Origin of the sequence: Amycolatopsis sp. NPDC049868 (assembly GCF_044461365.1) — a bacterium.
In the GTDB taxonomy this organism is placed as follows: Bacteria; Actinomycetota; Actinomycetes; order Mycobacteriales; family Pseudonocardiaceae; genus Amycolatopsis.
Genome location: NZ_JBITKV010000003.1, coordinates 398380 through 423965, shown reverse-complemented (window position 1 = coordinate 423965; position 25586 = coordinate 398380). Strand labels below are relative to the sequence as shown.

Annotated in this window: 28 protein-coding genes and 1 pseudogene; 17 read left to right on the top strand and 12 right to left on the bottom strand. The window is 69.7% G+C overall.

Translation table 11 applies throughout. From position 1 onward, the window contains the following. The first annotated feature begins 23 nt into the window (after positions 1 to 23). Positions 24 to 1187 carry a pyridoxal phosphate-dependent aminotransferase gene (locus ACIBTM_RS15540; RefSeq protein ID WP_395877154.1) on the top strand — a complete coding sequence of 388 codons (1164 nt, stop codon included), beginning with the start codon at positions 24 to 26 and terminating at the stop codon, positions 1185 to 1187. Positions 1188 to 1199: 12 nt separating this feature from the next. Here the strand turns inward: ACIBTM_RS15540 and ACIBTM_RS15535 are convergent, their stop codons facing one another. Further along, positions 1200 to 1673 (bottom strand): RNA polymerase sigma factor, encoded by a 474-nt coding sequence (locus ACIBTM_RS15535; RefSeq protein ID WP_395877153.1) that lies wholly within the window; start codon positions 1671 to 1673, stop codon positions 1200 to 1202. 365 nt (positions 1674 to 2038) lie between these two features. Between ACIBTM_RS15535 and ACIBTM_RS15530 the strand changes: the two genes are divergently transcribed. After that, positions 2039 to 3118 (top strand): hypothetical protein, encoded by a 1080-nt coding sequence (locus ACIBTM_RS15530; RefSeq protein ID WP_395877151.1) that lies wholly within the window; start codon positions 2039 to 2041, stop codon positions 3116 to 3118. Positions 3119 to 3579: 461 nt separating this feature from the next. On the opposite strand, the gene ACIBTM_RS15525 is transcribed toward ACIBTM_RS15530, so the two are convergent. Then, the gene (locus ACIBTM_RS15525; protein ID WP_395877150.1) at positions 3580 to 5034 is read right to left on the bottom strand and encodes a PLP-dependent aminotransferase family protein; all 1455 of its coding nucleotides are present in this window, start codon (positions 5032 to 5034) and stop codon (positions 3580 to 3582) included. Positions 5035 to 5095: 61 nt separating this feature from the next. Here ACIBTM_RS15525 and ACIBTM_RS15520 point away from each other — a divergent pair, with 61 nt between their 5' ends. Beyond that, on the top strand, positions 5096 to 5728 hold the full coding sequence (locus ACIBTM_RS15520) for a YitT family protein (RefSeq protein WP_395877149.1): 633 nt from the start codon (positions 5096 to 5098) through the stop codon (positions 5726 to 5728). A 186-nt stretch (positions 5729 to 5914) separates the two neighbouring features. Here ACIBTM_RS15520 and ACIBTM_RS15515 read toward each other — a convergent pair whose 3' ends face one another. Beyond that, on the bottom strand, positions 5915 to 6439 hold the full coding sequence (locus ACIBTM_RS15515) for a Clp protease N-terminal domain-containing protein (protein WP_395877147.1): 525 nt from the start codon (positions 6437 to 6439) through the stop codon (positions 5915 to 5917). Beyond that, positions 6439 to 6648, bottom strand: a complete 210-nt coding sequence (locus ACIBTM_RS15510) for a sigma factor-like helix-turn-helix DNA-binding protein (protein ID WP_004559389.1) — start codon at positions 6646 to 6648, stop codon at positions 6439 to 6441. Before ACIBTM_RS15510 ends, ACIBTM_RS15515 begins: the two co-directional genes overlap by 1 nt. 61 nt (positions 6649 to 6709) lie before the next feature. Between ACIBTM_RS15510 and ACIBTM_RS15505 the strand changes: the two genes are divergently transcribed. After that, positions 6710 to 7483 (top strand): protein phosphatase 2C domain-containing protein, encoded by a 774-nt coding sequence (locus tag ACIBTM_RS15505; protein WP_395877146.1) that lies wholly within the window; start codon positions 6710 to 6712, stop codon positions 7481 to 7483. Between the two features lie 53 nt (positions 7484 to 7536). After that, positions 7537 to 8088, top strand: a pseudogene (locus ACIBTM_RS15500) (DUF998 domain-containing protein); the annotation flags it as partial. 78 nt (positions 8089 to 8166) lie between these two features. Here the strand turns inward: ACIBTM_RS15500 and ACIBTM_RS15495 are convergent. After that, the gene (locus ACIBTM_RS15495) at positions 8167 to 9171 is read right to left on the bottom strand and encodes a D-cysteine desulfhydrase family protein (RefSeq protein WP_395877145.1); all 1005 of its coding nucleotides are present in this window, start codon (positions 9169 to 9171) and stop codon (positions 8167 to 8169) included. Between the two features lie 76 nt (positions 9172 to 9247). On the opposite strand from ACIBTM_RS15495, the gene ACIBTM_RS15490 reads away from it, so the two are divergent. The 7 genes from ACIBTM_RS15490 to ACIBTM_RS15460 all read left to right on the top strand — a co-directional run bounded on the left by ACIBTM_RS15490 (position 9248) and on the right by ACIBTM_RS15460 (position 15668). Continuing rightward, positions 9248 to 10630, top strand: coding sequence for an amidase (locus ACIBTM_RS15490; protein WP_395877144.1), 1383 nt, complete (start codon positions 9248 to 9250; stop codon positions 10628 to 10630). Next, positions 10627 to 11175, top strand: a complete 549-nt coding sequence (locus ACIBTM_RS15485) for a TetR/AcrR family transcriptional regulator (RefSeq protein WP_395878073.1) — start codon at positions 10627 to 10629, stop codon at positions 11173 to 11175. Before ACIBTM_RS15490 ends, ACIBTM_RS15485 begins: the two co-directional genes overlap by 4 nt. Continuing rightward, positions 11172 to 12023, top strand: coding sequence for an oxygenase MpaB family protein (locus ACIBTM_RS15480; RefSeq protein WP_395877143.1), 852 nt, complete (start codon positions 11172 to 11174; stop codon positions 12021 to 12023). The genes ACIBTM_RS15485 and ACIBTM_RS15480 overlap by 4 nt, the downstream gene beginning before the upstream one ends. Before the next feature lie 99 nt (positions 12024 to 12122). Next, a complete protein-coding gene (locus ACIBTM_RS15475; protein ID WP_395877142.1) occupies positions 12123 to 13571 on the top strand; it encodes a hypothetical protein in 1449 nt (482 codons plus the stop codon). Next, positions 13568 to 13975 (top strand): FixH family protein, encoded by a 408-nt coding sequence (locus ACIBTM_RS15470; protein WP_395877141.1) that lies wholly within the window; start codon positions 13568 to 13570, stop codon positions 13973 to 13975. Before ACIBTM_RS15475 ends, ACIBTM_RS15470 begins: the two co-directional genes overlap by 4 nt. A gap of 18 nt (positions 13976 to 13993) precedes the next feature. Continuing rightward, positions 13994 to 15127, top strand: a complete 1134-nt coding sequence (locus tag ACIBTM_RS15465) for a hypothetical protein (RefSeq protein ID WP_395877140.1) — start codon at positions 13994 to 13996, stop codon at positions 15125 to 15127. Further along, a complete protein-coding gene (locus tag ACIBTM_RS15460) occupies positions 15120 to 15668 on the top strand; it encodes a hypothetical protein (RefSeq protein WP_395877139.1) in 549 nt (182 codons plus the stop codon). Before ACIBTM_RS15465 ends, ACIBTM_RS15460 begins: the two co-directional genes overlap by 8 nt. 57 nt (positions 15669 to 15725) lie before the next feature. Here ACIBTM_RS15460 and ACIBTM_RS15455 read toward each other — a convergent pair whose 3' ends face one another. Next, entirely contained in the window at positions 15726 to 15980 is a 255-nt protein-coding gene (locus ACIBTM_RS15455; protein WP_395877138.1) for a DUF397 domain-containing protein, read from the bottom strand. Between the two features lie 350 nt (positions 15981 to 16330). Here ACIBTM_RS15455 and ACIBTM_RS15450 point away from each other — a divergent pair, with 350 nt between their 5' ends. After that, positions 16331 to 16603, top strand: a complete 273-nt coding sequence (locus ACIBTM_RS15450; protein ID WP_240596030.1) for a hypothetical protein — start codon at positions 16331 to 16333, stop codon at positions 16601 to 16603. After that, on the top strand, positions 16600 to 16869 hold the full coding sequence (locus ACIBTM_RS15445) for a hypothetical protein (protein ID WP_395877137.1): 270 nt from the start codon (positions 16600 to 16602) through the stop codon (positions 16867 to 16869). Before ACIBTM_RS15450 ends, ACIBTM_RS15445 begins: the two co-directional genes overlap by 4 nt. 6 nt (positions 16870 to 16875) lie before the next feature. Here ACIBTM_RS15445 and ACIBTM_RS15440 read toward each other — a convergent pair whose 3' ends face one another. The 3 genes from ACIBTM_RS15440 to ACIBTM_RS15430 are packed head-to-tail and all read right to left on the bottom strand — an operon-like array spanning position 16876 to position 19422. Then, complete coding sequence (locus ACIBTM_RS15440; protein WP_395877136.1) at positions 16876 to 17733, bottom strand: SAM-dependent methyltransferase; 858 nt, start codon at positions 17731 to 17733, stop codon at positions 16876 to 16878. Positions 17734 to 17747: 14 nt separating this feature from the next. Beyond that, positions 17748 to 18563, bottom strand: coding sequence for an SAM-dependent methyltransferase (locus ACIBTM_RS15435; protein WP_395877135.1), 816 nt, complete (start codon positions 18561 to 18563; stop codon positions 17748 to 17750). 1 nt (position 18564) lies between these two features. Further along, positions 18565 to 19422 (bottom strand): helix-turn-helix transcriptional regulator, encoded by an 858-nt coding sequence (locus tag ACIBTM_RS15430; RefSeq protein ID WP_037335949.1) that lies wholly within the window; start codon positions 19420 to 19422, stop codon positions 18565 to 18567. A 220-nt stretch (positions 19423 to 19642) separates the two neighbouring features. Between ACIBTM_RS15430 and ACIBTM_RS15425 the strand changes: the two genes are divergently transcribed. Continuing rightward, positions 19643 to 20551: an MBL fold metallo-hydrolase gene (locus ACIBTM_RS15425; RefSeq protein WP_395877134.1), complete on the top strand. Its 909-nt coding sequence runs from the start codon at positions 19643 to 19645 to the stop codon at positions 20549 to 20551. Positions 20552 to 20570: 19 nt separating this feature from the next. Here ACIBTM_RS15425 and ACIBTM_RS15420 read toward each other — a convergent pair whose 3' ends face one another. Further along, positions 20571 to 21497, bottom strand: a complete 927-nt coding sequence (locus ACIBTM_RS15420) for an NADP-dependent oxidoreductase (protein WP_395877133.1) — start codon at positions 21495 to 21497, stop codon at positions 20571 to 20573. 47 nt (positions 21498 to 21544) lie between these two features. Between ACIBTM_RS15420 and ACIBTM_RS15415 the strand changes: the two genes are divergently transcribed. Together ACIBTM_RS15415 and gndA are read left to right on the top strand one after the other, a co-directional pair. Then, positions 21545 to 21925 carry a winged helix-turn-helix transcriptional regulator gene (locus ACIBTM_RS15415; RefSeq protein WP_395877132.1) on the top strand — a complete coding sequence of 127 codons (381 nt, stop codon included), beginning with the start codon at positions 21545 to 21547 and terminating at the stop codon, positions 21923 to 21925. A gap of 192 nt (positions 21926 to 22117) precedes the next feature. Then, on the top strand, positions 22118 to 23557 hold the full coding sequence (gene gndA / locus ACIBTM_RS15410; RefSeq protein ID WP_395877131.1) for an NADP-dependent phosphogluconate dehydrogenase: 1440 nt from the start codon (positions 22118 to 22120) through the stop codon (positions 23555 to 23557). A gap of 46 nt (positions 23558 to 23603) precedes the next feature. On the opposite strand, the gene ACIBTM_RS15405 is transcribed toward gndA, so the two are convergent. Next, positions 23604 to 24326, bottom strand: a complete 723-nt coding sequence (locus tag ACIBTM_RS15405; protein WP_395877130.1) for a Clp protease N-terminal domain-containing protein — start codon at positions 24324 to 24326, stop codon at positions 23604 to 23606. A gap of 32 nt (positions 24327 to 24358) precedes the next feature. Then, complete coding sequence (locus tag ACIBTM_RS15400; protein ID WP_395877129.1) at positions 24359 to 25573, bottom strand: NAD(P)/FAD-dependent oxidoreductase; 1215 nt, start codon at positions 25571 to 25573, stop codon at positions 24359 to 24361. Positions 25574 to 25586: the final 13 nt, after the last annotated feature.

Here is a 25586-nt window from a genome sequence, read left to right as displayed (position 1 = left end):
ATTGTCCGTGAGGATGGCTGATCGTGCGCGAACCTGTCCTCGTACCCCGCCTCCAGCCCTTCACGTCGACCATCTTCGCGGAGATGACGGCACTGGCCGTCCGCCACGAAGCCGTCAACCTCGGCCAGGGTTTCCCCGACACCGACGGCCCCGCCGGAATGCTCGACGCCGCCAAGAACGCGCTGTTCGGGGGTGCGAACCAGTATCCGCCGGGTCCGGGGCGGCCCGAGCTGCGCGCGGCGATCGCGCGGCATCGCCTCCGCTACGGCGTCGAGTACGACCGCGACACGGAGATCCTGGTCACCGCCGGTGCCACCGAGGCCATCGCGGCGTCGCTGATCGCACTCACGCAGGCGGGTGACGAGGTGATCGTCATCGAGCCGTACTACGACTCGTACGCGGCCGCGGTCGCCATGGCGGGCGCGGAGCGGCGCGTCGTCGGCCTGGTGGAACGCGACGGCCGGTTCGCGCTGGACGTCGAGGGCCTGCGCGCCGCGGTGACCGGCCGGACCAGGGCGATCCTGATCAACTCGCCGCACAACCCGACCGGCACGGTGTTCACGCGTGCCGAGCTGGAAGCCGTCGCCGCGCTCTGCGTGGAGCACGACCTGATCGCGATCACCGACGAGGTGTACGAGCACCTGGTGTTCGACGACGCCGAGCATCTCCCGCTGGCGACGTTCCCCGGTATGCGCGACCGCACCGTGTCGATCTCCAGCGCGGGCAAGACGTTCAACTGCACCGGCTGGAAGATCGGCTGGGTCTGCGCGAGCCCCGAACTGGTCGCGGCGGTGAAGGCGGCGAAGCAGTTCATCACCTTCGTCTCGGGCGGCCCGTTCCAGCCCGCCGTCGCCCACGCGCTGGACCACGAACTGCCGTGGGCCGAGGAGCTGCGCACGAGCCTTCAGGACAAACGGGACCGGCTCGCGGCCGGCCTCGCGGAGGCGGGGTTCGCCGTCCGGCCGACCGCCGGGACGTACTTCGTCTGCGTCGACGTCCGTCCGCTCGGCTTCGTCGACGCGGCGGAACTGGCCTGGGAGCTCCCCGAACGAGTGGGCGTGGCGGCCGTGCCCGTAAAGGTGTTCACCGATCACCCGGAAGAGTGGAAACACCTTCTGCGTTTCGCGTTCTGCAAACGCAACGAGGTCATCGACGAAGCGGTCACCCGATTGCGCAAACTTCGGTGACCCGTCCGATGTTCACGCCCAGCCGCCCTTTTCGAGTGTCCGTCTGAGCCGGTCCAAACACCGTCTTCGGAGCCTGCCGACACTGGCCGGACTGATGCCCAGCTCCCCCGCGAGCTGGGCGTAGGACAAGTCCGGCCGGTGCGCGAGAAGCCGCGCGAGCCGTCGATGCGAATCCGGCAGGCGATCGACCGCCGCCCAGAGCGCGCGGTCACGTTCGGCGCGGACGACCTCGGCCTCCGGGGTCGTCTCCGCACCGGGCAGCGGACGCGGCGTTTCGCGCCTGTTCCTGGTGATCATCCGGAGCGCGCGACGCCGCGCCGTGGTGGTCAGCCAAGCCCGGATCTTCGCTTCGTCGCGTAGCGCACCGGGCACGCGAAGCAGTTCCAGCCAGGCGTCCTGACAGATGTCCTTGGCATCGGTTTCGCTCAGCCGGTAGGTCTTCAGCGCCTTGAGCACCGCCGCCGACACCGCGTTCACGTCCCACATCCCGGACCTTCCCCTCCCGGCGGCTTGCGCCCGCCGCGCCGATCACCGAACGCGACTTCGACGGCACGCACCGCATCGGGGATCCGGAAAAGGTCAGGTCACCGAGGATTTGAGTAGTTCCACCCGTCCTCGGATGGCCGCCGGGCACATACCGAGAGTGATCAACTTCGGTACTCCAGGCACCGGAGCCGGTTGCGTCGTTCCGCCTAACGGGCTGGATCAGCGGCGGCTGAGGTGAAACACTCCCCTCCGGTGCTAAAACTGGTGCAGCCCCGGGGGAACTGCGACCTGACCGGAAGAGACCCCAAGCAAGATCGAACTCACGCGGAAAACGTGGGTTTCAGGCGCGGACGGTGGTGATTGCTGTGAGTGGTGCGGCAGTCGTGCGCCGTCACGACCTCACTTCCTGGAAGACCGGCACGCGAATTCTTTTCGCGGGCGGGCTCGCGCTCACCGGCTGGCTCCTCGGCGCCGTTTTGAGCACCCCGGCTTCGGCCGACGAACAGCTCCCCGTGACACCGGAAACCTCCGTGGTGCAGCCCTCGGACGAAGCCGGACCCGGGAAAACGACTACTCCGAACGAGTCCACTTCGGACTCCAGCACCACCGAGACCACGAAACCCGCCAAGCCCACCGAAACCTCGAATGAGCCCGCTCCCGTTTCGAGCGAAGAGCCCGAGGCCACTGTGGAGGAAAAGGCCGTTTCGAGCGCGAGTTCCGTCGAGAAGACTTCTTCTCCGGAGCCGGAAACGAAGACCGCGAAGGCCTCCAACGGTTTGCTGGGCGGCCTCATCGGCGGCGTGCTGAACACGGTCACGACCACGGTCGGCGGCGTCGTCGAAACCGTCGGCGGGGTCGTCGGTGTCGTCGATGGAATCGGCGACCAGGTCGTCGCGCCGATCGTCACGCCGAATCCGTGCTGCGGAGCGGGCGCCCCGGTGATCCTGCCGGGCACCGGCGACCTGCTCGATCCCGTCTTCGGCGGCGGCTCGGGCGAATCGGCGAGCGGCTCGGTCACCATCGCCGTCCCGGCGAAGGCCGTCACGCAGGACGCGCCCGTCACCCCGGCCCCGCGTCCGCTCGTGCCCGCCGAGAACCCCGTTCCGGTCGTGGCGAGCCAGAACCACCGCGTCACGCTGCCCGTCCGGGTCGAGTACGGCGCCCAGCCCGCTCCGGCCGCGCCCGCCGAGTCCGACACGCACGCGTCCAGGGACGGCGGCGGCTCGGGCGGCGGCGGCGGCCTGCCGAGCGCACCGGTGGCCCCGGTCGCGCCCACGACGACCGTCCAGCCTGGACACGACCACACCGGCGGCGGCCGCGGCCCGCTCGCCGTGCTCGACTCCGGAATCCCCGCCACGCAGCTGAAGCTCATCGGAACCGGCTGCGACCACGAAGGCGAGCGCACCGGCCGGGAAGCCGCGCTTCCCGCCACCTCCCCCGACTGACCTGACCGGGTCGCCGGGGAGAACCACGTCCAAACCAAGATCAACTTCTGGTTTCGGCGTCTGCTGATCCCACCGGCACAAGCCGCTTTCGCCTGCCCCTCTTTCAGGCAACCCCACTTTCTTTCCGAACGGCCGACCGCGCCCGGCCGGTTCGGATCCCGGCCCCGGCGCCGCGCTGCCCCTGCGGCGCCGGGACCAGCACCGGGTGGACTCCGGGGGTTTCTGCTCACCGCGCCGAGCAGGAGCCGGCCAAGCTCGAAGTCCGCCTGAACCGCGGGCGGTTCCCGGCACGTCGAGGGGCTGTGCCGGGTAACCGCCGCGGTGCCCGTCCCGAGGTCTCGGCCTCGGGGCGGGCCGGATAGCCGGTGCGCTGGTCGTGCGGCGCCGATGCCCTCCCTGGAGCATCGGCCGCCCCGCCGGCGCACCGGCTATTTCCGTTTCCGCCCTTCACGTTTCGGGAATCAGGTGACCTGGACGGCGACCGGGGCGACGATGGAGGGGGTCGCGGCCACCGAAGCGGCCGCCGCGCCCAGCCGTCGCACGGCCTCGAAAAGCATCTCGGCCGGAAGCGCGTACGGCAGCCGTAGCCAGCGCTCCAGTCCACCGTGGACACCGAACCGCGAGCCCGGCGCCACCTGCACCCCGTGCCCCGCCGCCGCGACGGCCAGCCGCGTGCTCATCGGCTCCGGCAGACGGCACCACAGCGAAAGCCCGCCGGGCGGGACGGTGAACGTCCATTCCGGGCAGTACCAGTTGAGCGCCCCGGTCAGCGCGTCACGCAGGGCCAGCGCCTCCTGACGGCGATGCGCCAGCGCGGCCCCGCCGTCGTCGAGCAGTTCCGCGAGGACGAGCTGTTCGAAGACCGGCGACCCCAGGTCGACGGCGAACCGGGCGGCGATCAGCCTGCCGATGACGTCCTCGGAGGCGCGGATCCAGCCGAGCCGCAGACCCGCCCAATGCGATTTGGACGCCGAGCCGATCGTGATGCCGAGATCGCCCATGAACGCGCCCAGCGGCGGTGGCCCGTCGGCCGGATCGCCTTCGAGGTCCAGTTCGACCAGTGTCTCGTCGATGATCGCCGGAGTCCTGGCGCGGTTCAGCGCGGCCGCGAGCCGCTCCCGGCCGGTGGCGTCCATGCGCAGTCCGGTCGGGTTCTGGAAGTCCGCGACGAAGTAGGCGAGCCGCGGCGCGGACTGCCGCAGCGCGGCCTCGATGCCGACGACGTCCCATCCGGTGACCGGGTCCAACGGCACCGGTACCCCGATGGCGTGCGCGGCACCGATGGCTTCCAGCGAGTTCGGATACGTGGGCTGCTCGACCAGCACCCGGTCGCCTGGACCGGCCAGCATGCGCAGGACCTGCACGAACGCGTGGTGCGCGCCGTTGGTGATCATCACCTGGTCGGCGTTGGTCGGCAGGCCGCGTTCGGTGTAGCGGCGGGCGATTCGCTCACGCAGGATCCGCAGGCCGCGCACCTGGTAGCCGTTCTCGCCGAGGTGGTCCACCAGCGCCTTCCGCGCGGCGTCCACGGCCGGGACCAGCCCGGCGACGGCGGGCGGGCAGGCCTGGGCGAGATCGATGAGGTCCTCGCCGGTCGGCAGGATCGCGCTCCGGCCCCGGCCGCCGGGGGACGCGATCCACGAGCCCGCCCCGCGACGGCTAGCGACCAGGCCGTCGGCGCGCAGTTTGTCCAGCGCGGCACCGATCAGCGTGCGGCTGACGTCCAGCGCGTCGGCGAGCTCCCGTTCGGCGGGCAGTTTCGTGCCGAGCGGCAGCCTGCCGTCGAGGACCAGCAGCTCGACGGCGGCGGCCAGATCCGCGGCACCGTGTCGAGAACCACTCTGCCGCCAACTCCCCAGCAAGAGGGCCAATTTCGGGCCTGAAACGCGTCCAGTCAGCGGGATCAGCGGTTCCATAAGACCAATTGTTCCAGATTGGCCATGGTCAAGGTAGCCACTTACCCCCGATGGTGCATTCGTGGCACTCAAACTCGACCTCAGACCTGTCGGCATCTCCCAGGACACCACCCGCCGTTCGATCCAGCTCGTCGGCGGGCTCGCCCTCTACGGCGGCAGCATGGCCATGCTGACCAGGTCGGGACTCGGCCTCGACCCGTGGGACGTGCTCCACGAAGGCCTGATGAAGATCACCGGTCTCTCGTTCGGCACGGTCACCGCGATCGCGTCGGTCCTCGTTCTGCTGCTGTGGATCCCGCTGCGGCAGCGGCCCGGTATCGGGACCGCGGCCAACGTCGTGGTCATCTCGCTCACCGTCGACCTCGTGCGGGTCTTCCTGCCCGAGCAGGACGTGCTCGGCTGGCAGGTCTTCAACCTGGTCGCCGGGGTCGTGCTCAACGGCCTCGCCGCCGCGATCTACGTCGGCGCGCGGCTCGGCCCCGGACCCCGTGACGGGCTGATGACCGGCCTCTCGGCCCGGACGGGCAAGTCGATCCGCCTCGTCCGGACCCTCATCGAGATCACCGTCCTGGCCGCGGGCTGGCTGCTCGGCGGCACGGTCGGCGTCGGCACGGTCCTCTACGCGCTCGCCATCGGACCGCTGACCCAGGCGTTCCTGCCGTACGTCGTGTGGCGGGAACGCGCACACGCGTGACTGGACGGACGGCACACGTGTCGGGATGGACGACACGCGTGACTGGGCGGACGACACGCGCCATAGCCCCGGCCGCGCGCGTGTCGTCCATCCGGTCACGCGTGTCGTCCGTCGGATCACGCGTGTCGTCCATCCGGTCACGCGAAAACGCCGGGCGAGCAAGAGCGACGGCTTCGCGATGGGTGATCAGCTGGCCTCGCGCTGCTCAAGGAGGCGGCGGACGGCGAGGTAGTCGATGCCCCGCTGCGCGAGCACGTCGGCGGCCGCGCCGGGAACGGCCGTCAGCGCGAGCAAGAGGTGTTCTCCTTCGATGCGCTTGCTGCCGACGTCGATGGCTTCGCGAAGGCTCTTCTCCAGCACCTTCTTCGCCTCCGGCGTGAACGGCCGATGACCGCGTCCGGCGCGCTTCCCGCCGGCCAGCGCCCCCGGGCCGTGGGTCTGCTCGACCCGCTCGACGATGTGCTCGACGTCGATGCCGAACCCGCTCAGGGCTTCGACATCGGCGTCGCTCATCCCGCCCCGGCGGCGGACACGCCGGAGGTCGTCGGCCAGTTCGTCCGCCGGACAGCCCAGCGCGGTCAACACACCGGTGTGCCGGGCGAGTGAGGTCAGCAGGTGCAGCCCGTCGACGCTCGCGGCTGTCTCGTCCGACGCCACACGCTGGGCGCCGACGACGACCTCGCGCAGTTCGGGCGTGAAACGTTCGAACATCAATGCCTCCCGTACTTCTTGTGCACCGCTTGCCTGCTGACCCCCAGCTCGGCCGCGATCTCCTGCCAGGACCAGCCGTGCACCCGCGCACTGCGGACCTGCACGGCCTCGAGTTGTTCCAACAGCCGGCGCAAGGCGGCGACGGCGCGCAATCCCACCCGGGGATCGCGGTCGCCGGCTCGCGCGGCCAGATCTGTCGCTTCGGTCATGACGTCAACCTACGTTGACATCTCGTCCACGTCAACCTCGGTTGACAGTTAGGGTCGGGGCATGGCCGAAATCGCAGTGGCGGAAAGGGACGGAGTAGGCGCGGACGGAGCGACGCGCCCGACCGAAGACCACGTCGCCGTCCTCGGCAACGCCGTGGTGGTGCTGGACGGGGCGACGGCGCCGAGGCCGGATCTGCCGTCCGGCGGCTGGTACGCGAGCCTGCTCGTGCACAGCCTGTCGCGGGCGCTGAGCGCGGAACCCCAGGCCGATCTCGCGGTGTTGCTGGCCGAGTCGATCGCCGACGTCGCCCGGCGCGAGGGCCTCGAACCGGGACGCTCGCCGTCGAGCACGGTCGCGATCGCGCGCTGGACGGACGACACCGTCGACGGGCTGGTGCTCGCCGACAGCCCCATCGTCGCCTTCGGTCCCTCCGGCGCCGACCCGCTCACCGACGACAGGCTCGTCTCGCTGCGCGAAAGCGGTCAGCTCCGCACCGGCGCCGACGTCCGCGCGAAACGCAACGCGCCGGGCGGCTTCTGGGTCGCCGAAGCGGAGCCCAGGGCCGCCGCCGAGGCCGTCCGGCGCAGCTGGCCGCGCTCGGAGGTCGACGCCCTGCTGCTGGCCACCGATGGCGTCGCGATCGGCGTCGACGAATACGGCCTGTTCGACTGGCCGGAGGTGCTCGCCATCAGCCGGAAGCGTGGCCCGGACGCCGTCCTCGACACGGTGCGCACGGCGGAGAAACAGGACCCCGACGGCGAGCGCTGGCCCCGCGCGAAAAGGCACGATGACCAGCTACTGGTACTGGTCGACTTCGGGGTAGCCCCAGGGTAAAACCGGGGGCTTCCCGGATCGGAAAATCGCGCCCGCGCGAGCACGCTGGACGCATGACGTTCCCTGGGGAGAGATCGCGGACGAGACCCTGGCTGATCGCGTCGGGCGCGGCCATCGGCTGGGCGCTGTTCACCATGGTCGTGCTTCACCTGATCAGCTCACGCGATCCGGTGTTCGACACGCTGTCCAGCTACGCCTACGTCGACCGCGGCACCGGCATGCTCGGCGCCAGCGTGCTTTCCCTCTCCATCGGCTCGCTCACCGCGCTCGGCGCGCTGGCCGCGGCCGGGATCCCGCTCAGCCGCACCACGAAACTGCTGTTCGTGCTGTGGTCGCTGGGGCTGGCGGCGGCCGCGATCTTCCCGGCGAGCTACCCCGAATTCCCGGATCCGGTCAGCGGCGAAATCCACCTGTACGCGTGCCTCATCGCGTTCCTCAGCCTGCCCGCCGCCGGTTTCACCCTGCGCGACAACCTGCGCGGCACCCCGGCGGCCAGGCTCGTCGGGCGCCTGGCCTGGGGTAGCGCGGCCGGTCTCGTCGTCTTCGGGCTCAGCTTCATCTTCGTGCGCCTGTCCGACATCCCGTTCTTCAAGACACTGACCGATATCGCGCCGGTCGGTGTCATGCAACGGATTTCGCTGGTGGCACACGTGATCCTGATCGCCGGGATGCTGAAGGTCGCGTCAGCGGCGCACCGCGTCGGCGAATTCGGGGGCGTAACCGTAGAGGCCGGGCAGCCCGCCCGTGTGCAGGAAGACGACGTGCTCGTCGGGCGCGAAATGGCCTTCGGCGGCCCAGCGGATCAGCGCGGCGCCCACTTTGCCGGTGTACACGGGATCGAGCGCGATTCCTTCCGTGCGGCCGAAAAGCCGCACCGCGTCCCACGTCTCGCCGGTCGGGATCCCGTAGCCGGGGCCGATCGTGCGGTCGTCGATACGCAGACCTTCGAGTGACGGCGGCTCGGTGCCGAGCAGCGCGGAGGCGGCGATGGTGAGATCGGCCAGGTTGTCGAGGGCTTCGTCGACCGGATGGCTGACGCAGGCGATGTCCAGGGTCAGCCAGCCGAGGTCCGCGGTCCCGACGACGAGCCCTGCGGACGTCCCGCCACTGGCGTGCGGGGCGACCAGCCTGGCCTTGGTGACCCCCAGCTCGGCGAGCTGCCCGGCGATCTCCCGCGCGGCCGCGACGTAGCCGAGCGCCCCGACACCGTCGGAGCCGCCGACGGGGAACGTCGCCACCTGGCGTCCCTCGGCCGCGGCCTCGGTGATCAGCCGGTCGTAGGTCCGTCCGGTCTCCTCGCCGTCGCGGCAGATGTGCACGTTCGCGCCGAAGAGATGGTCGAGGGAGACGTTGCCGGACCTTTCGTACGCGTCACCGTCACGAGGGACCTTCGCCGTCAGCACGAGCTCGCACCGCAGCCCGAGCTTCGCGCAGGCAGCGGCGGTCTGGCGGCCGTGGTTGGTCTGCAGGGCGCCGAAGGTGATCACCGTGTCGGCGCCGTTCTCGATCGCCGCGCCGAGCAGGAATTCGAGTTTGCGCAGCTTGTTGCCGCCCACGCCGAGCGGATGCACGTCGTCTCGTTTGAGCAGCAGGTTCGCCACGCCGAGGGCCTCGCCCAGCCGGGGCGCGGGATGCAGCGGCGTCGGGTAGCCGCCGAGGTCGACGCGGGGGAAGCGATCGAGATTCATGAACGTCACGTAACCACACGGAGGCTACTCGGTGGTATCGTTCGTTTGAACGAACGAGAACCAGCGGGGGGAACCCATGACCACCTCGAAGACCGACCTCGCGTTCACTGGCCTGGCCGAACAGGCCTCGCTGCTCGCCACCGGAGCCACGACATCCGTCGAGCTCACGCGCTTGGCGCTCGAAAAGGCCGAAGCCAGCCAGCCCGTTCTCAACGCCTTCAAATGCCTTCGCGCCGAAGAAGCCCTTCGCGAGGCCGAGGAGGCCGACCGTCGGCTGGCCGCCGGCGAGTCCGCTCCCCTGCTCGGCGTCCCGACCGCGATCAAGGACGACCTCGACGTCACCGGACTGCCGACCGCGTTCGGCTGCGAGGGCGATTTCACTGTCGCGACAACGGATTCCCCGGCCGTCGCCGCACTCCGCGAGGCGGGCGCGGTGCTCATCGGCAAGACCAACACCCCGGAACTCGGCCAATGGCCCTTCACCGAAGGCCCCGCGTTCGGCGCGACCCGCAATCCGTGGGACACCGAGCGCACCCCGGGCGGTTCCTCCGGCGGCGCGGCGGCGGCCATCGCGTCGGGGGTGATCGCCGCCGCGCTGGGTTCCGACGGGGCGGGGTCGATCCGGATCCCGGCCGCGTGGACCGATCTGGTCGGGATCAAACCGCAACGCGGCCGCGTCCCGACCGAACGCGAACTCTTCCACGGCCTCACCGTGGTCGGCCCGCTCGCGCGCACCGTCGCCGACGCGGCCCTGCTGCTCGACGTCGCCGCCGGCACCGGTACCGCTTTCCAGGCCGCCGCCCGCCGCGAACCTGGCCGGATGCGGATCGGGTTGTCCACCAGGATTCCTTTCACCGCAACGAAAACGAAACTCGATCCGCAGGCGCACACGGCCGTCGTCCGGCTCGCGGAGCGGTTCGCCGAACTCGGCCACGAGATCGTCGAGATCGAACCCGACTACCGGCTGATCGGCCTCACCTTCCTGCCGCGTTCGCTCGTCGGCGTGCGTGACTGGTCCCGCCGCGTCCCGGACCAGGCGCGGCTCGACCCGCGCACACGTGCCAACGCGCGGCAGGGTTCGGCGCTGGCCGGGCCGGCGCTGCGGCTCGCCCGCGCCACGGAACCGTTGCTGCAACGGCAGATCGGCTCGGTGTTCGGCCGGGTGGACGTCGTGCTCACACCCACCACCGCCACGCCGCCACCGCGGATCGGCACCTTCGACAAGCTCACCGGCTGGCAGACCGACCAGGCCATGATCGCCGCGTGCCCTTACGCTTGGCCGTGGAACGTGCTGGGCTGGCCGGGGGTCAACGTCCCCGCCGGGCTGAGCCCGGAAGGCCTGCCGCTCGGCGGTCAGCTGCTCGGCCCCTCGCACGCCGAGGAACGGCTCATCTCGCTGGCCGCGCAACTGGAAGAGGTCGAACGGTGGCAGGACCGCAAACCCGAGACCGCTTGGTGAACACCCGCGAGGCCATTCTCCACGCCGCTCTCAAGGTGGTCGGGGAACAAGGTGTCGGCGGGCTGACCAACCGCCGGATCGCGCGGCAGGCCGAGGTTTCGCTCGGCACGCTGACCTACCACTTCCCGAGCCAGACCGCCTTGCTGCGCGAGGCGATGCTGCTGTTCGTCGAAGAAGAGACCACGAAGCTGACCGGGTTCGTCGACGCGTACCGCGAGCAGGGCTTGAGTGTCGAGCAGGCCGCGTCGGTGGTCGAGCAGGTCATCGCGCGGCTCCCGTTCGGCACCGACGAACTCGGCGCGCACGAGCTCTACCTGCAGGCCGCCCGCGATCCCGAACTCCAGGACGCGGCCGCCCGCTGTTTCGCCGCCTACGACGAACTCGCGCTGGTGATCCTGAAAACGCTCGGCGTGCCGTCGCCGGAGCGGCTGACCGGTCCGGTCGTCGCGCTGATCGCCGGTCTGCAGTTGCGCAGGCTGGCCACGGGCGCCGACGGCGCCGGGGTGGCGCAGTCGCTGATGATGCTCGTCCGCGGCGCGTCATGACCGGTCCGCCGATCGTCAAGGGGACGGCGGCGTGGAAGTACTTCGGCGACTTCCGGGCCGGGCTGCTGGCCGGCCAGGTGCTGGTGCTGCAGGTCGCGCATCCGGTCGTCGCGGCCGGGGTGCGCGATCATTCCGACTACATCGAGGATCCGTGGACCCGGCTGATGCGCACGGCCGCGTCGCTGTCCATCTACATCTACGGCGGCCCGGAGGGCGCGCGCTACGAGGCGGACCGGCTCCGGGCACTGCACCGGTCGTTCACCGGCGTCGACGACGGCCGCCGGTACAGCGCGCTGAACCCGCACGCGTACGCCTGGGTGCACGCCACGCTCGTCATGGTTCCCGTTGACACACAACGGTTCTACGGAACACCGATGACTCCGTCCGAATTGGACGAATACTACGCGCAGATGTGCGACGTCGGACGGCTGCTCGGCTTGCGCGAGCAGGACCTGCCGCCGACGTGGCCGGAATTCGAGCGGTATTACGCGGACATGATCGACGGGTTCGGCCCGAACGAGACGATTTCGACCTTGTTCGAAACGATCCGCACGGTGAAGAAGCCGTGGCGATGGCTGCCCGACAAACGGTGGATACGGCTACAGCGATGGCAGCATCGGGGACAGATGTTCGTCATCCGCGCCACGCTGCCGCCCGTCCTGCGTGATCGCCTCGGTCTACAGTGGACAGCTCGTGACCAGCGCCGGTTCGACCGGTTCCGCCGCGCGGTGCGGTTCTTCGGCGGTCTCGTGCCGGTGACGCTGCGGTCTTCGCTCGTGCGGCGGATCGGCAGGCTCAACGTCTGGTTCCGGGCGCATCCACGCGCGTATCGTTTCCTGGGGGGCTGACCCCCACCGGAGTAAGGGGCGCGGTCCCCTGTACGGGGGACCCCGATTCACCCCGAGCCGTGACGCTTTCCCGGGCCTTCGTCGTTAACTTCAGCCGGGATGGGGAATTCACCGAGGGGGCGGCGCACGGCGCCGATGGTCATCGCCCGCGTACTCGTACTCTGCGCGCTGGCGTCCGTTCTGCTGTCCGGCACCGCCCAGGCGGACGGCGTGTCGAGCGGCGCGGACGTCCAGGTCGCGCAGACGCTCGGCACCCGGGATCTCACGGTCATCCTGCGGCGGATGGACATCGCGCCCGGCCCGCTGCACGTCGACGTCGTCACGCACACCGGAAGCGCGCCGGGAACGCTGAAACTGCGCGCGTCCACCGCCGGAACGACGTTTTCCGAAACCACGATGCGGCTGGACGGGAAACCCGGCGCCCACGCGGCACAGCTGCGGGTCGATCAGCCGGGTCCGTGGGAGCTCGGCCTGGACGACGGGACGGACACCGCGTCGATCCCGTTCATCGTCCCGGCCAGGGTCATCCCTCCGTGGGAGAAGGCCACCTTCGGCGGCTTCGTCGCCGCGGGCGTGTTCCTGGTGCTCGGTCTCGTCGTCGCGATGCGCGTCCGGCGGCCACAGCTCGCGCTGATCCCCGCCGGCGGGATGGTCGCCGCGCTCGCCGTCGCGATCACCGGCGCGATGCTGTCCGCGTCCACCCCGCCGCCGCCCGCGCCCGGTGCGGCGCTGGATCCGACGATCGACAACATCCAGGACCCGTACGCGAACGCGCAGATGTCCACAGTGGACTTCTCGCGCCCGCCGGTGAATCTGGCCGTGCGCTCGCCGAACGCGCGAGCGGGCGCGCTCGCCGAGGTGCGCCTCGCCCTCGCGGACGGCGCGACCGGCCGCCCCGTCGACGACCTTCTGGTGCACGACAACGCTTTGATCCACCTCGTCGTGATCTCGCCGACGGGCAGGCTCTGGCATCTGCATCCCGTTCGTGTCGGCCCCGGTGACCACCGGGTGAAATTCACCCCGCCCGAGGCCGGGACCTACGCCGTCGCCGCGGAACTCGCCAGACGAGGCGGCGGCGTGCAACTAGTCCGCACCACGATGAACGTCGCGGCGGGGACCGAGTCTCCCGCCGATCCCGTCCCCGCCGGAGCCGGAAAGCGGGTCGTGCACGGGAACCCGGTCGACGTCGAGGTCAAACCGGGCACGCCGACCACGATCACCGCACGATTCGCCCGACCGGATCTCCAACCCTGGCTGGGCATGCTCGGCCACCTGATCGTCGTCGGCCCGATCTCCGACGACAACCGGGTCGGCGCGGATGCCGCTGCCGCGCCGACCTGGGCCCATGTGCACTCGATGATCCCGCAGTCGCCGGGAATGCCGGACAAACCCGATGAAACGGTCGCCGCGTACGGCCCCGACGTCCCGTTCACCTACACCTTCGCCGCGCCCGGAAAGTACCGGGTGTGGCTGCAGGCCGAACGCGACTACACGGTGCTGACCGTGCCCATGCTGATCGAGGTCCCGGCGGAAGGGGCACCACAGTGAATTCCACAGTGGACAGACGCAGACCCGTCCTGCTCATCTCCGTGGTCGCCGTGCTCGCGGCGGCGATCGTGGCTTGGCTTGTGTGGCCGAGCAGCGGCGGGGCGCAGGTGCAGCGCTCGACGCAGGGCCCGTACACGGTGCAGCTTTCGGTCGAAGATCCGCACCAGGGCGGCAATGTCTTCGCGCTGACCGTCACCGGTGCCACGCCGGACGTCGTCACTCTCGAACCCGTCATGCCGCAGATGGGGCACGCGCTCGCCCCGTCGCCCGCCATCGCGGAGGGGCCGGGCCGGTTCCGCACCGGCGACGTCCTGCTGCCGATGCCGGGGCAATGGGAGATCACCGTTTCACTGCGCGGGCCGTCCGGCGCCACGCAGCACGTTTTTCCTTTGCTGGTCAAGTAAGAGAGGGAGGTCGGGGGTATGGATCTCACCGCGGGAGGGGCGAGGGCCGTCTCGGTGTCACGCAGTGAACGCACCGGTCTCGTACCGGCGGGCACGGTGCTGGCCGGGTCGGTGATCTCGCTGGTCGGGCTGACCTGGGACATCCAGTGGCACGGCGACGTCGGCCCGGACACGTTCTTCACGATGCCCCATCTGTTCCTGTATTCGGGCAGCGCGATCTCCGGGCTCGCGAGCCTCGTGATCGTGCTGATGACCACGGCCGCGCGCCGGGCGGGACGTCCGGTCGACGCACGGGTCGGCGGCCGCGCGATCAACGTCTTCGGCAAGGTCTTCGCCGCACCGGCCGGCTATCTGGTGACCGGGACGGGCGCGGCGATGTTCCTGCTGTACGGCCTGTGGGATCAGTGGTGGCACGGCCTGTACGGCTTCGACGCGGTGATCGACTCGCCGCCGCATATCGGGCTGCTGCTGTCGATCACGCTGAGCATCATCGGCACGGTCATGGTGTTCGCGGCCGCGCGGGAACACCGCTGGGGCACCGTCGGCGTGGTCGGCAGCCTCGGCGTGCTGATCGCGTTCAGCACGGTGACCGTGCTGGGGTTGCAGCAGATCGACCTCGACGGGCTCGACGTCGTCTCCGTCGGCATCGCACTGCTTTCGGTGCTGCTGGTCTCGGCGGGCGCCGGATTCTGGGGACGGCCGGGCGGAGCGGTCCGGGTCGCCGCGGCGCTGGCGGTCATCCAGGCGATCACCTGGTGGTTCTCGCCGTGGGCCGCCGAGGCGTACGCGAGCGCCGTCGGCCTGCCGATGCGCGACTACATCGACGGCGTTCCCGCGATGCCCGCGATGATGCCGATGGCGCTGCTGCCGATCGCGGCGGTACTCGAAGCGGTGTATCTGCTTTCACGACGCGGCCGGCAGGCCGGCCGGGTTTCGGTGCTGGCCGGTGTGGTCGGCGGGCTGCTGGTCGGCGCGAGCATGCCGATCCAGAACGCGATCGTCTACGGCTCCGACCGGATGCCCTGGGCGGTCGTGTTCGCCACCGCCGCGGCCGGCGCGGTGGTCGGGCTGCTCGGCGGATTCGCCGGGTGGCGGTTCGGCGGGATGCTGAGGCTGCTGGCCCCGGCGAAGGGGGAGAACGCGCATGCGTAAGACACTGCTGGCCTTGGCGGCGGCGATCGGGTTACTGTTCGCGACCACGCCCGCGGCGAACGCCTACGAACCGGTGAACATCGTCCACACCGAACGGGTCCAGGTCGGACCGTACGGGATGACCGTCGGCTTCAGCACGTGGCCGTTGCGCGCCATGCAATCGCTGGACTTCACGTTCATCCCGGACGACGGGATCGCCGGGAAGTCGGGGACGCTCGCGTTCCTCAATCCGGAGACCGGGCGGCTGGGCCGTCCCCAGCCGCTGGCGAAGCATCCGCGGAAACTGGAGGTGTGGGGGCTGGACATCCGGGCCCTGCAGACACAGGGCGCGTGGACGTTCCGGTTCGAGATCGACGGGCCCGCGGGCAAGGGCGTGGGAGAACTCCGTGATCTCGCGGTGCTCGAACAGCCGGGGCCGCCGATGGCGGTGAGCTGGTCGATCAGCCTGATCCCGCTGATCGTCCTCGCCGTCCTGATCGCCGTCGCCTGGCGGCGCACGAAATCCCGGCTACGCGGGAACGGGCTTCCCGCGACGGTGTGACTCGAAGTGACGAAGATCGGATGGCTCGCGTGTCCCGATGGACGCGCGAGCCTTTCGTCATGGGCTCAAATCGAACTGTCCGGCCTTGACCGCCTTGAGAAAGGCGTTCCACTCACCGGAATCGAAGACGAACACGGGGCTGTTGGTCAGCTTGGTGTCACGGACCCCCACCAGGCCTTCGCGAGCGAGGTTGACCTCGACACAGTTCCCCCCGTTGGGTTCGCTCGCGAAGGACTTCTCCCACGCGGAGTCGTCGAACAGCGACACGGCCGTGGTCGGATCGTAATCCGCCGCCGATGGATAATCGGCCATTGGTCGTACCTCCGAACGTCGGTCGGGGGTGCGGGCCGCGACCTGCGCGAACCGTCACCGTCCCGGCTTCTCCCTGCCTCAACGGGACTATCCCGCACGGCCAAGTGGGTGATCAACTCCGCCCACCCTCGACATGAAGATTATTCCAGGAGTAGGATTAATCGCAGCGGCCGGGGCTCGGTTGTTGGTGAATCGCTCGCAGTACGCGGAGACTTCGGCGGCGGATGCAGCCGAGTGCGTTCCGCGGGGAGTTTCGCCGTTCCAGCAGGCCACCGACGGCAGGTGACCGGCCGGACACCGGCCTCGCGGCGCATGACCACCCACCGCCGACCTCGTGGGGGAGGATCAGCGTGATCATTCAGGACACCATGCCGGCGACGGTACTCGCCGTCGGCAGGCTCATGGCCGGGACGGCGGGCGAAAGCCGCCGCTCCGCGCATCTTTTCGACTTGCACTCCGGGGGTTCGCACCCCGAGTTCCTGCACGCCCGTTGTGGCGCGGCGATGCCTTACGACCACCTGGAATGGGTCCCCGTCGGTTCGGGGATGCCCTGTGAGCGTTGCCTCGGCCTCGCCGGTTCGGCCGACCAGGCGCGGTTGCCGCGTCCGAGCCGGGGGGTGTGACCGCCGTGGCCGTCCGCCTCACCACGCTGCTGTTCCGCCGTGAGGACGAACGCCTGGCCTCGGCGAAGCACCACCGCACCATCGGGCTGGAACTGCGTCAGCGGTTCGGGTTCAGTCTCATCCAGGCGCCACTGCGCAAGCAGCCGCCGTGGAACTCCGAGGTCGATTCGCCGGGCGCACACCGGGATCTGATCAGGACCGGCCGGCCGCTCGAAGGTCAGTTCGAGCTGACACCCCTGATCGGGCATCTGACCGGCCGGGCCTGACGGAGATCAGGGCTTACGGCCCAATCCGCCGAGGCCGCCGGTGAACGTCGGGTCGTCGGCGAACCGGTTGCTGGCACGGGAATCCGCCTCGTCGAGGTGCCAGGTGGCCATCCAGTCGATACCCGGCTCCACCATCTCCAGTCCGTCGAAGAACGAGGCGAACTCCGCGCGGGACCGCAGGTGGAACGGCGCGCTGGTCTTCTTGTACAGCTCCTGGACGTTCTCACGGTTGTCGCCTTCCTTGCGCGTCACGCCGTCCTCGGTCAGATGCGAGGACAGGAAGTACGAACCCGACGGCAGGAAATCGAGATAGCGCTGGACCATCTCGTGGACGGGCTCCTCCGGGCCGAGGAAGTACAGCAGCCCGACCAGGACCAGCCCGATCGGCTGCCGGGGGTCGAGCACACCGGTGTCGAGGGCGCGTTTCCAGATGTCGGCGGGATCCCGGACGTCGCCCTGCAGCACCGCGTGCCGCCCGAGCAGGCCCTCGCGTTCCAGCAGCAGCTGGGAATGCGCGACGGCGACCGGTTCGATGTCGACGTAGACGACCCGGCTCGCCGGGTTGACCGCGCTCGCGATCTGGTGGACGTTGCCGACGGTGGGCACGCCGGAACCGATGTCGAGGAACTGCGTGATCCCCTGGCGGGCCAGGTATCCCACGCCGCGGCCGAGGAAGTCGCGGCCGACGCGGGCGAACGTCTTGACCTCCGGGAACTGCTTGATCACCTGCGAGCCGAACTCGCGGTCGATGGCCCAGTTGGCCGAACCGCCGAGGAACCAGTCGTACACCCTGGCCACGTTGGGCCGTTCGAGATCGACACCTTCGGGGGCCACCGGGTCGATGGGGTCGTGCTGCGTCGTCATACCGTCACACCTCGTCAGGAACCGGGTTTGCGGGCGACCCCGCCGATGGCGCAGTCAACCGCAGGCGAGCGGGGGTCGTCCAGCCGCCATGCGCCGACCGGGACCAGACCCGGTGCCACGAGGTCGAAATCCCCGAAGAAACCGAGGATCTCTTCCTTGTCGCGGAAGGACGCGGGCGTGCTCGACTGTTCGTACTGCTTCACGACGCGCTGGATCTGGGCCAGCTCGTCACCCTCCACGCCGGACATCGTGACGTGGGACAGGACGTAGAAGGAACCGGCGGGCAGGAGCCTCCGGTAGCGCGCGATGACGTCGGCGAGTTCGGGGCCCGGTACGAAATGCAGGACCGCGACGGTGAGCAGGGCGACCGGTTTCGCCGGGTCGAGCACGCCGGTGTCGAAGGCGTTTTCCCAGATGTCGTCCGCGTCGCGCAGGTCGCCGCCGAGCACCGCGTGCCTGGCCGGGTCCCCGTTCTTCTCCAGCAGGATCCTGGCGTGCGCGACGGCGACCGGTTCGTTGTCGACGTACACGCACCGGCTGTCGGCGTCGATCTCGTCGGCGATCTCGTGGACGTTGCCGACCGTCGGCACGCCGGAACCGAGATCGAGGAACTGGGTCACTCCGTGCTCGGCGCAATACCTGACCGCGCGGCCGAGGAAGGCCCTGTTCGCCCTGGCGGCGGTGCGCACGAGCGGGAAGGTCTTGACCAGTTGTTCGCCGAATTCCCGGTCCACCGCCCAGTTCGCGGTGCCGCCGAGCGCCCAGTCGTAGATCCGGGCGGCGTTGGGCCGCTCGAGATCCACGCCTTCGGGAAGGAAGTCAGGGTCCATCTCAGGCTTGCATCTGTGTTCTGTACAACTCGGCGAGTTCCTTGAGGAACTGCCGGGTTTCCTGGCGTTCCAGCGCGGCACCGCGCAATCTGTCCCAAGAGTCCACGAAGATGTTGAAGTCCTTGACGTCGTCGAGGTACAACCCGCCCGCGGAGTGTTCGATGTAGACGAAATCCCTGGTGCGGTCCGGGAAACGCATGATGGTGAAGTCGTTGGGCACGGCGGCGAGCCGCGCACCGAACGGCAGCACGTGCACGTACACGCGCGGATGCTTGTCCAAAGCCAGCAGATGTTCGACCTGGTCCAGCATCACCGCCGGGGCGGAGCCGCCGGGAGCGCGGCGCAAGGCGCCCTCGCTGATGATGAACCGGTAGTAGGGCGGCTGTTGCTGTTCGAAGACGGCCTTGCGGTCCAACCGGTTGCGGACCAGCGAAGTCACATCCGTGGCGCCGGCTTCGGTGAACTGCTTGAGCATGTAGTGCTCGGACTGCAACGGGCCGGGGATGCGCTCGCCATGCCAGGTGAGGATCTCCGCGGCCGCGGGTTCGAGGTCGGTGAAGGTGCGGAACCAGTGCGGCACCACGGATCGGTAGCCGGACCAGTGGCCGCGCTGCCCGGCCGCGGCGCGGGCCAGGTTCATCAACGTGTCGGCCTCGTCGCCGTTGATCCCGAACGCGTTCAGCATCGATCGCACATCCCCGAGCTTGACCCCGACGGCACCGGACTCGATCTTGTTGACCTTGCCCTGGGTGCAGCCGAGCACTTCGGCGACCTGCTGCTGTGTCATCCGCGCGGCGTTGCGGGCATGCCGGAGCTCGTTCCCGAGCTGCTTCCGGCGCGAGGTGACGGTGCTGGCCATCGCCTTGCTCTCCCGGACCACATAGACCAGGACCACGGCTGCCCGCCGTCCTGCGCGCGAATACTCGAACCCACCCAGGGTACTTCACCTTGCGGGGTTCGATGATGACATTCCGCAGCGTTCCAGGAAACGGCCCAAAACACCAGTCACCTGGTACGTCACCCTGGTGGCGGAGCGATCTCGTCACATTTCGGGCACGTCGGTCGGGCATAGTGACCGAGTGGACCAATCCCCCTTCGCCAGGCAGGTCACCGATGGTGTGTACGGGTACGTCCAGCCCGACGGCTCGTGGTGGATCAACAACTGCGGGTTCGTCGCCGCGGACGATCACGTGGTGGTGATCGACACGTGTGCGACCGAACGGCGTACCAGGGCGCTGCTGGCGACGGCGGAGTCGACCGGCGGGGCACCGGTGACCACTGTGGTCAACACGCATCATCACGGCGACCACACGAACGGCAACCACCTGGCGACGGGCGCGACGATCATCGGGCACCGGAAGACACGCGAGGCGATGGTCGCGACCGGGATCAACGCCTACGAGAACTGGTTCACCGGGAACGACTGGGGGCGGCTGGAGCTGCGGCCGCCCGAGGTGCTGTTCGACGACCGGCTGACCGTGCACGCCGGCGACGTCCGGCTGGAGCTGATCCATCCCGGACACGCCGCGCACACCACCAACGACGTCCTCGTCTGGCTGCCCGAGCGGCGGGTGCTGTTCGTCGGCGACCTGATCTTCAACGGCGGCAGCCCGTTCGCGCTGATGGGCTCGCCCGCCGGCTGGCGGCGGGCGCTGGACCTGGTCCGCGAACTGGAGCCGGAGACGATCGTGCCGGGCCACGGCCCGATATGCGGCCCCGAGGCGATCGACGTCGTCGACGGATACCTGGGTTTCCTGCAGAAACTCGCGTCGTACGGCAAGGCCGCCGGGCTGACGCCCCTTCAGGCCGCTCGCGAAGCGGACCTGGGGCCTTACGAGGCACTGTCCGAACAGGAACGGCTTCCGGCGAACCTGCACCGGGCGTATGCCGAACTGGACGGTCTCGCGTGGGGTGCGCCGATCGATCTGGGGGCGGCGCTGGCGGACATGGTCGCCTTCAACGGCGCCCCGATCCGGTGCTTCTCCTGACTCGCTCCACTCGCGACACTCAGACGGTGAGGACGAGCTTGCCCTGGAGATGACCGCCGTCGAGCAGCCGGTGCGCGTCGGCGACGCGCTCGAACGGGAACGTCTCGTGCACGTGGACCCGAAGCCTGCCCTGTTCGGCGAGACTCGCGAGCCCTCGCAGGGCGACCGGGTCGGGGTCGACCGCGATACCGCTGAAGCGCATACCGGCCGCCTCGAATTTCGCGATGAGCTCCGTTTCCTCGTCGGCGACCGCCGTCACCAGGTGACCTCCCGGGCGGAGCACGTCGAGCGAGCGCTCGGCGGTGTCGCCGCCGATCGTGTCGAGCACGACGTCGACGTCACGGATCGCCTCGGTGAAATCGACCGTGGTGTGGTCGATCACTTCGTCGGCGCCGAGCCCCTCGACGAACTCCCGCTTGCTCGCGCCGGCGGTCGTGATCACGTGCGCTCCGAGCGCTTTCGCGAGCTGGATCGCGACGTGCCCGACCCCGCCACCGCCGCCGTGGACCAGGACACGGTCGTCGCCGGTCACGCCCGCGAGGTCGACGAGCCCCTGCCACGCCGTCAGCCCGGCGATCGGCAGCGCCGCCGCCTCGGCGTGTGAGAGCACCGCCGGCTTGTGTGCCAGGTGCACCGCCGGCGCCGCCACGACCTCGGCGTAAGCATTCGCCGCCCGCGGGAACAGCGGCATCCCGAAAACCTCGTCACCGGGCCTGAACCGCCCCGTCCGGGCCGACTCGACCACACCGCTGACGTCCCAGCCGAGGACGAACGGCGGCTCGCCGAGCAGCGGGAACTCGCCGGCGCGCAGACGCGCCTCCAAGGGGTTGAGCCCGATCGCCTTGACCCGGATGAGGACCTCGGTCGGCAGGGGACGGGGCTCGGGCAGGTCCGTGATGGTGAGTACCTCGGGACCGCCGAGTGTCCGCTGGGTGATTGCTCGCATGGCTCCACGCTAGGTTTCCGATAGGAACCGGCAGGTACCTTTGCGTCGTGAGCGGTTTCGGTTCCGGCGAGCTCTTTCTCGCAGACTGTCCGGCGCGGCTGACGGTCGAGCTGATCGCCGACAAATGGACCGTGGTCGTCCTCGCCGGCCTCAGCGGGGGACCGGTGCGCCACGGCGAGCTGATCGAGCTGATCGGCGGCATCTCCCGCAAGGTGCTCACTCAGACGCTCCGGCGACTCGAGGCGCACGGACTCGTCCGCCGCCAGGCCTACGCCGAGACGCCGCCCCGCGTCGAGTACGAGCTCACCCCGCTCGGGACGACCTTGACCGGCCCGATCCAGGCGCTGACCGAATGGGCGAGGGCGAACGGCGACGCGGTGCTTGACGCGCTCGACGCCGCTCCCGAATCACTCGCGCGCCCCGACTGAACCCCCCGCCCGTCCCTGGGGGACGGCCCCGCACCCAGCATATCGGCGCTTCCGCCGGAACGGGGCGGCCGAGCCGAGTTGTCCACAGGCAGGCCTGATTGTGGACAACTCGGCTGTGATCCCTTCTCGTCCCGGCGCCGTATCCCTCAACGGGGATAGGCTCGGCACGGGAATCGAAGCGGAAGGGTTCGGATGAGCAAGAAGGCGAGCATCGGGGTCACCGGCCTGGCGGTCATGGGCCGCAACCTGGCCAGGAACCTGGCGAGGCACGGGCACACGGTGGCCCTGCACAACCGTTCCGAGCAGCGGACGAAGGAACTGGTCGAGCAGTTCGGCGACGAAGGCGACTTCATCCCGGCGTATTCGGCGCAGGAGTTCGTCGACGCGCTGGAGCGCCCACGCCAGGTCGTGATCATGGTCAAGGCCGGCGCGCCGACGGACGCCGTGATCGACGAATTCGTCCCGCTCCTCGAGAAGGGCGATGTGATCGTCGACGCGGGCAACGCGCATTTCGCGGACACCCGGCGTCGCGAGGCCGCGCTGCGCGAGAAGGGCATCCACTTCGTCGGCACCGGCGTGTCCGGCGGCGAGGAGGGCGCGCTGCACGGGCCGAGCATCATGCCGGGCGGTTCGAAGGAGTCGTACCAGTCGCTCGGGCCGCTGTTCGAGGACATCTCGGCGAAGGTCGACGGCGAACCGTGCTGCACGCACGTGGGCGCGGACGGCGCCGGGCACTTCGTGAAGATGGTGCACAACGGCATCGAGTACGCCGACATGCAGTTGATCGCCGAATCGTTCGATCTCCTGCGCGGCGCGGGCGGCTACTCCCCCGCCGAGATCGCCGACGTCTTCCGCACCTGGAACTCCGGCCGGCTGGATTCGTACCTGATCGAGATCACTTCGCAGGTGCTGGCCCACACCGACGCCGCGTCCGGCAAGCCGTTCGTCGACATCGTGGCGGATCAAGCCGAGCAGAAGGGCACCGGCCGCTGGACCGTCCAAATCGGACTGGACCTCGGCGTGCCGATCAGCGGCATCGCCGAAGCCGTCTTCGCGCGCTCGCTGTCCGGTTCGTCGAACCTGCGCGAGGCCTCCCGCGGTCTCGGCGGTCCCTCGCGCGCCCCGCTGACAGGGTCCGCTTTGGACACTTTCGCGGACGACGTCGAGCAGGCGTTGTACGCGTCGAAGGTGGTGGCGTACGCCCAGGGCTTCAACCAGATCCAGGCGGGCGGCGCCGAATACGGCTGGGACATCGACCTCGGCAAGGTCGCGTCCATCTGGCGCGGCGGCTGCATCATCCGCGCGAAGTTCCTGAACGACATCACGGCCGCGTATGCCGAAGAGCCCGCGCTGCCGACGCTGCTGACTTCAGGTGGCTTCCGCAAGGCCGTCGAGGACGCCCAGGACTCCTGGCGTTCGGTGATCTCCACAGCGGTGCGGCTGGGCATCCCGACCCCGGGCTTCTCGACCGCGCTGGCCTACTACGACGGTCTGCGCGCGGAGCGGCTTCCCGCCGCGCTGGTGCAGGGGCAGCGGGACTACTTCGGTGCCCACACGTACCGCCGCGTCGACCGCGAGGGTTCGTTCCACACCGCCTGGGCCGCCGACGGCCGCCCGGAATCCCCCGCCTGACAAGGGAAAGTGTCCTTCACCGCGGCTGACGCGGTGAAGGACACTTTCAGCCCTCCCCGCGTGCCGCGACGATCTCCGCCAGCGCCCGCACGATCACCGCCTCGGTGTTCTCCTTCGTGAGGCCGAGCCCGGGCAGCAGGTCGTCGCCGAGTTCGAACAGGGCCAGCAGGATGTGCTCGGTGCCGATGTAGTTGTGCCCGAGCCGCAGAGACTCCCGCATGGTCAGCTCCAGCGCCTTCTTGGCCTGCGCGCCGAACGCCATCTTCGCCGCCTCCACCGGTTCGTCGGCGGGTTCCGGCAGCTTCGCCTCCGCGGCCTCGCGGACGGCTTCGAGAGTCACCTTCTGCGCGACGATCGCCCCGGCGGCGAGGGCCGCCGGTTCGGAGAGCAGCCCGAGGACCAGGTGCACGGGCTCGATCTGCGGACTCTTCGCCGAAACAGCGGCGTCCCGCGACGCGACGACGACGTGCCGCGCCCGATCGGTGTAGCGGCTGAACACCTTCACCAGGTCTTCGAGCGATGAGCCGCTGGAGTCGACAAAGCGCTTCTGCGCCGCTTGCTTGGACACCCCCATGTTCTTGCCGATTTCGGTCCAGGACGCGCCGGAACGCCGCGCCTGGTCGACGAAGTGGCCGATCAGGTGGTCGGCCACTTCGCCGAGGTGTTCGCCGAGGAAGACCGCGTCGGACAGCTGTCCGAGCACGTCACCGTCGGGATGCTGCTGCTTGATGTGGGAGATGAGGTCGTCGAGCCGGACTGGATTCGTCATGCCGTCAACTTTAGGTTGACGATCGCTCATCGTCAACCACGAGTTGACGCGAAGGTCGCCTTGAGGTCGAAGCCGTTGGCCTCCAGCGTCTCGAATCGCGGCGCCGGATCCGCGGCGAACAGACGGCGCGCGGCGATGTGGTCCGGCGGCCGGTTCACCGACTCGACTCCGGCGAGCACACCGTCGCGGAACGACAGCACCGAGAACTTCCCGCCCTCCCGGTCCCCGGTCACGACGGTCTTGTCCGCCCCGGTCAGGATTCCGGCGATCTGCAGTTTCGCGCCGAGCTGGTCGGTCCAGAACCACGGCAGGCTGTCGTAGGGCGCGGGTTCGCCGGCGATGACGGCCGCCACCGCCCGCGCCTGGTCGACGGCGTTCTGCACCGACTCCAGCCGCGTCGCCGTGCCCGCCTGGACGCACGGGAAGTTCGCGCAGTCCCCGACCGCCGAGATCTTCGGGTCGCTCGTGCGCAGGTGCTCGTCGACGACGACACCGTTCGCCACGGCGAGCCCCGCCCCTTCGGCGAGCCGCGTCCGCGGCTCCACCCCGACCCCGACCAGCACCAGATCGGCGGGCAGCAGGGTGCCGTCACTCAGTTCCACCTCGGCCACCCGGCCCTCACCGCGCAGCGCGGCCACACCCTTGCCGAGCAGGATCGTGTGACCCGCCTCTTCGTGCAGAGCGGCGAAGTACGCCGAGACCTCCGGAGTCGCGACGCGGGCCATCAGCCTGTCCTGCGCCTCAACGATCGTCACAGGCCGCCCGGCGTGCGCGGCGAACTCCAGCCCGATGAACCCGCCCCCGACCACGACCACGTTCTCCGCGCCTTCCAGCGCGGCCCGCAGGACGTCGGCCTCGTCCTTGGTACGCAAGGTGAACACACCGTCCAAAGTGGACCCTGGTACCGGTAGGGCACGGTTGACCGCTCCCGTCGCCAGTACCAGATGGTCGTACTCGTGAGCACTCCCGTCTTCGAGCACCACCTTCGCCCCGTCGCGATCCACTGACGCGACGCGGCCCGGGATCAGTTCGATGTTCTTCTCCGCGAAGAAGTCCTCGGGCCGCAGACGCAGCTGGGCGTCGCCCGCGGTCCCGGCGAGATAGCCCTTCGACAACGGAGGCCGTTGGTAGGGCAGCCCGGGTTCGTCACCGATCAGCACCACCCGCCCGCCGAACCCCTTGTCCCGCAGCGAGGTCGCCACTCCGAACCCGCTCTGCCCGGCCCCTACGACGAGGACGGTCTCCATCGGCGCTCCTTTC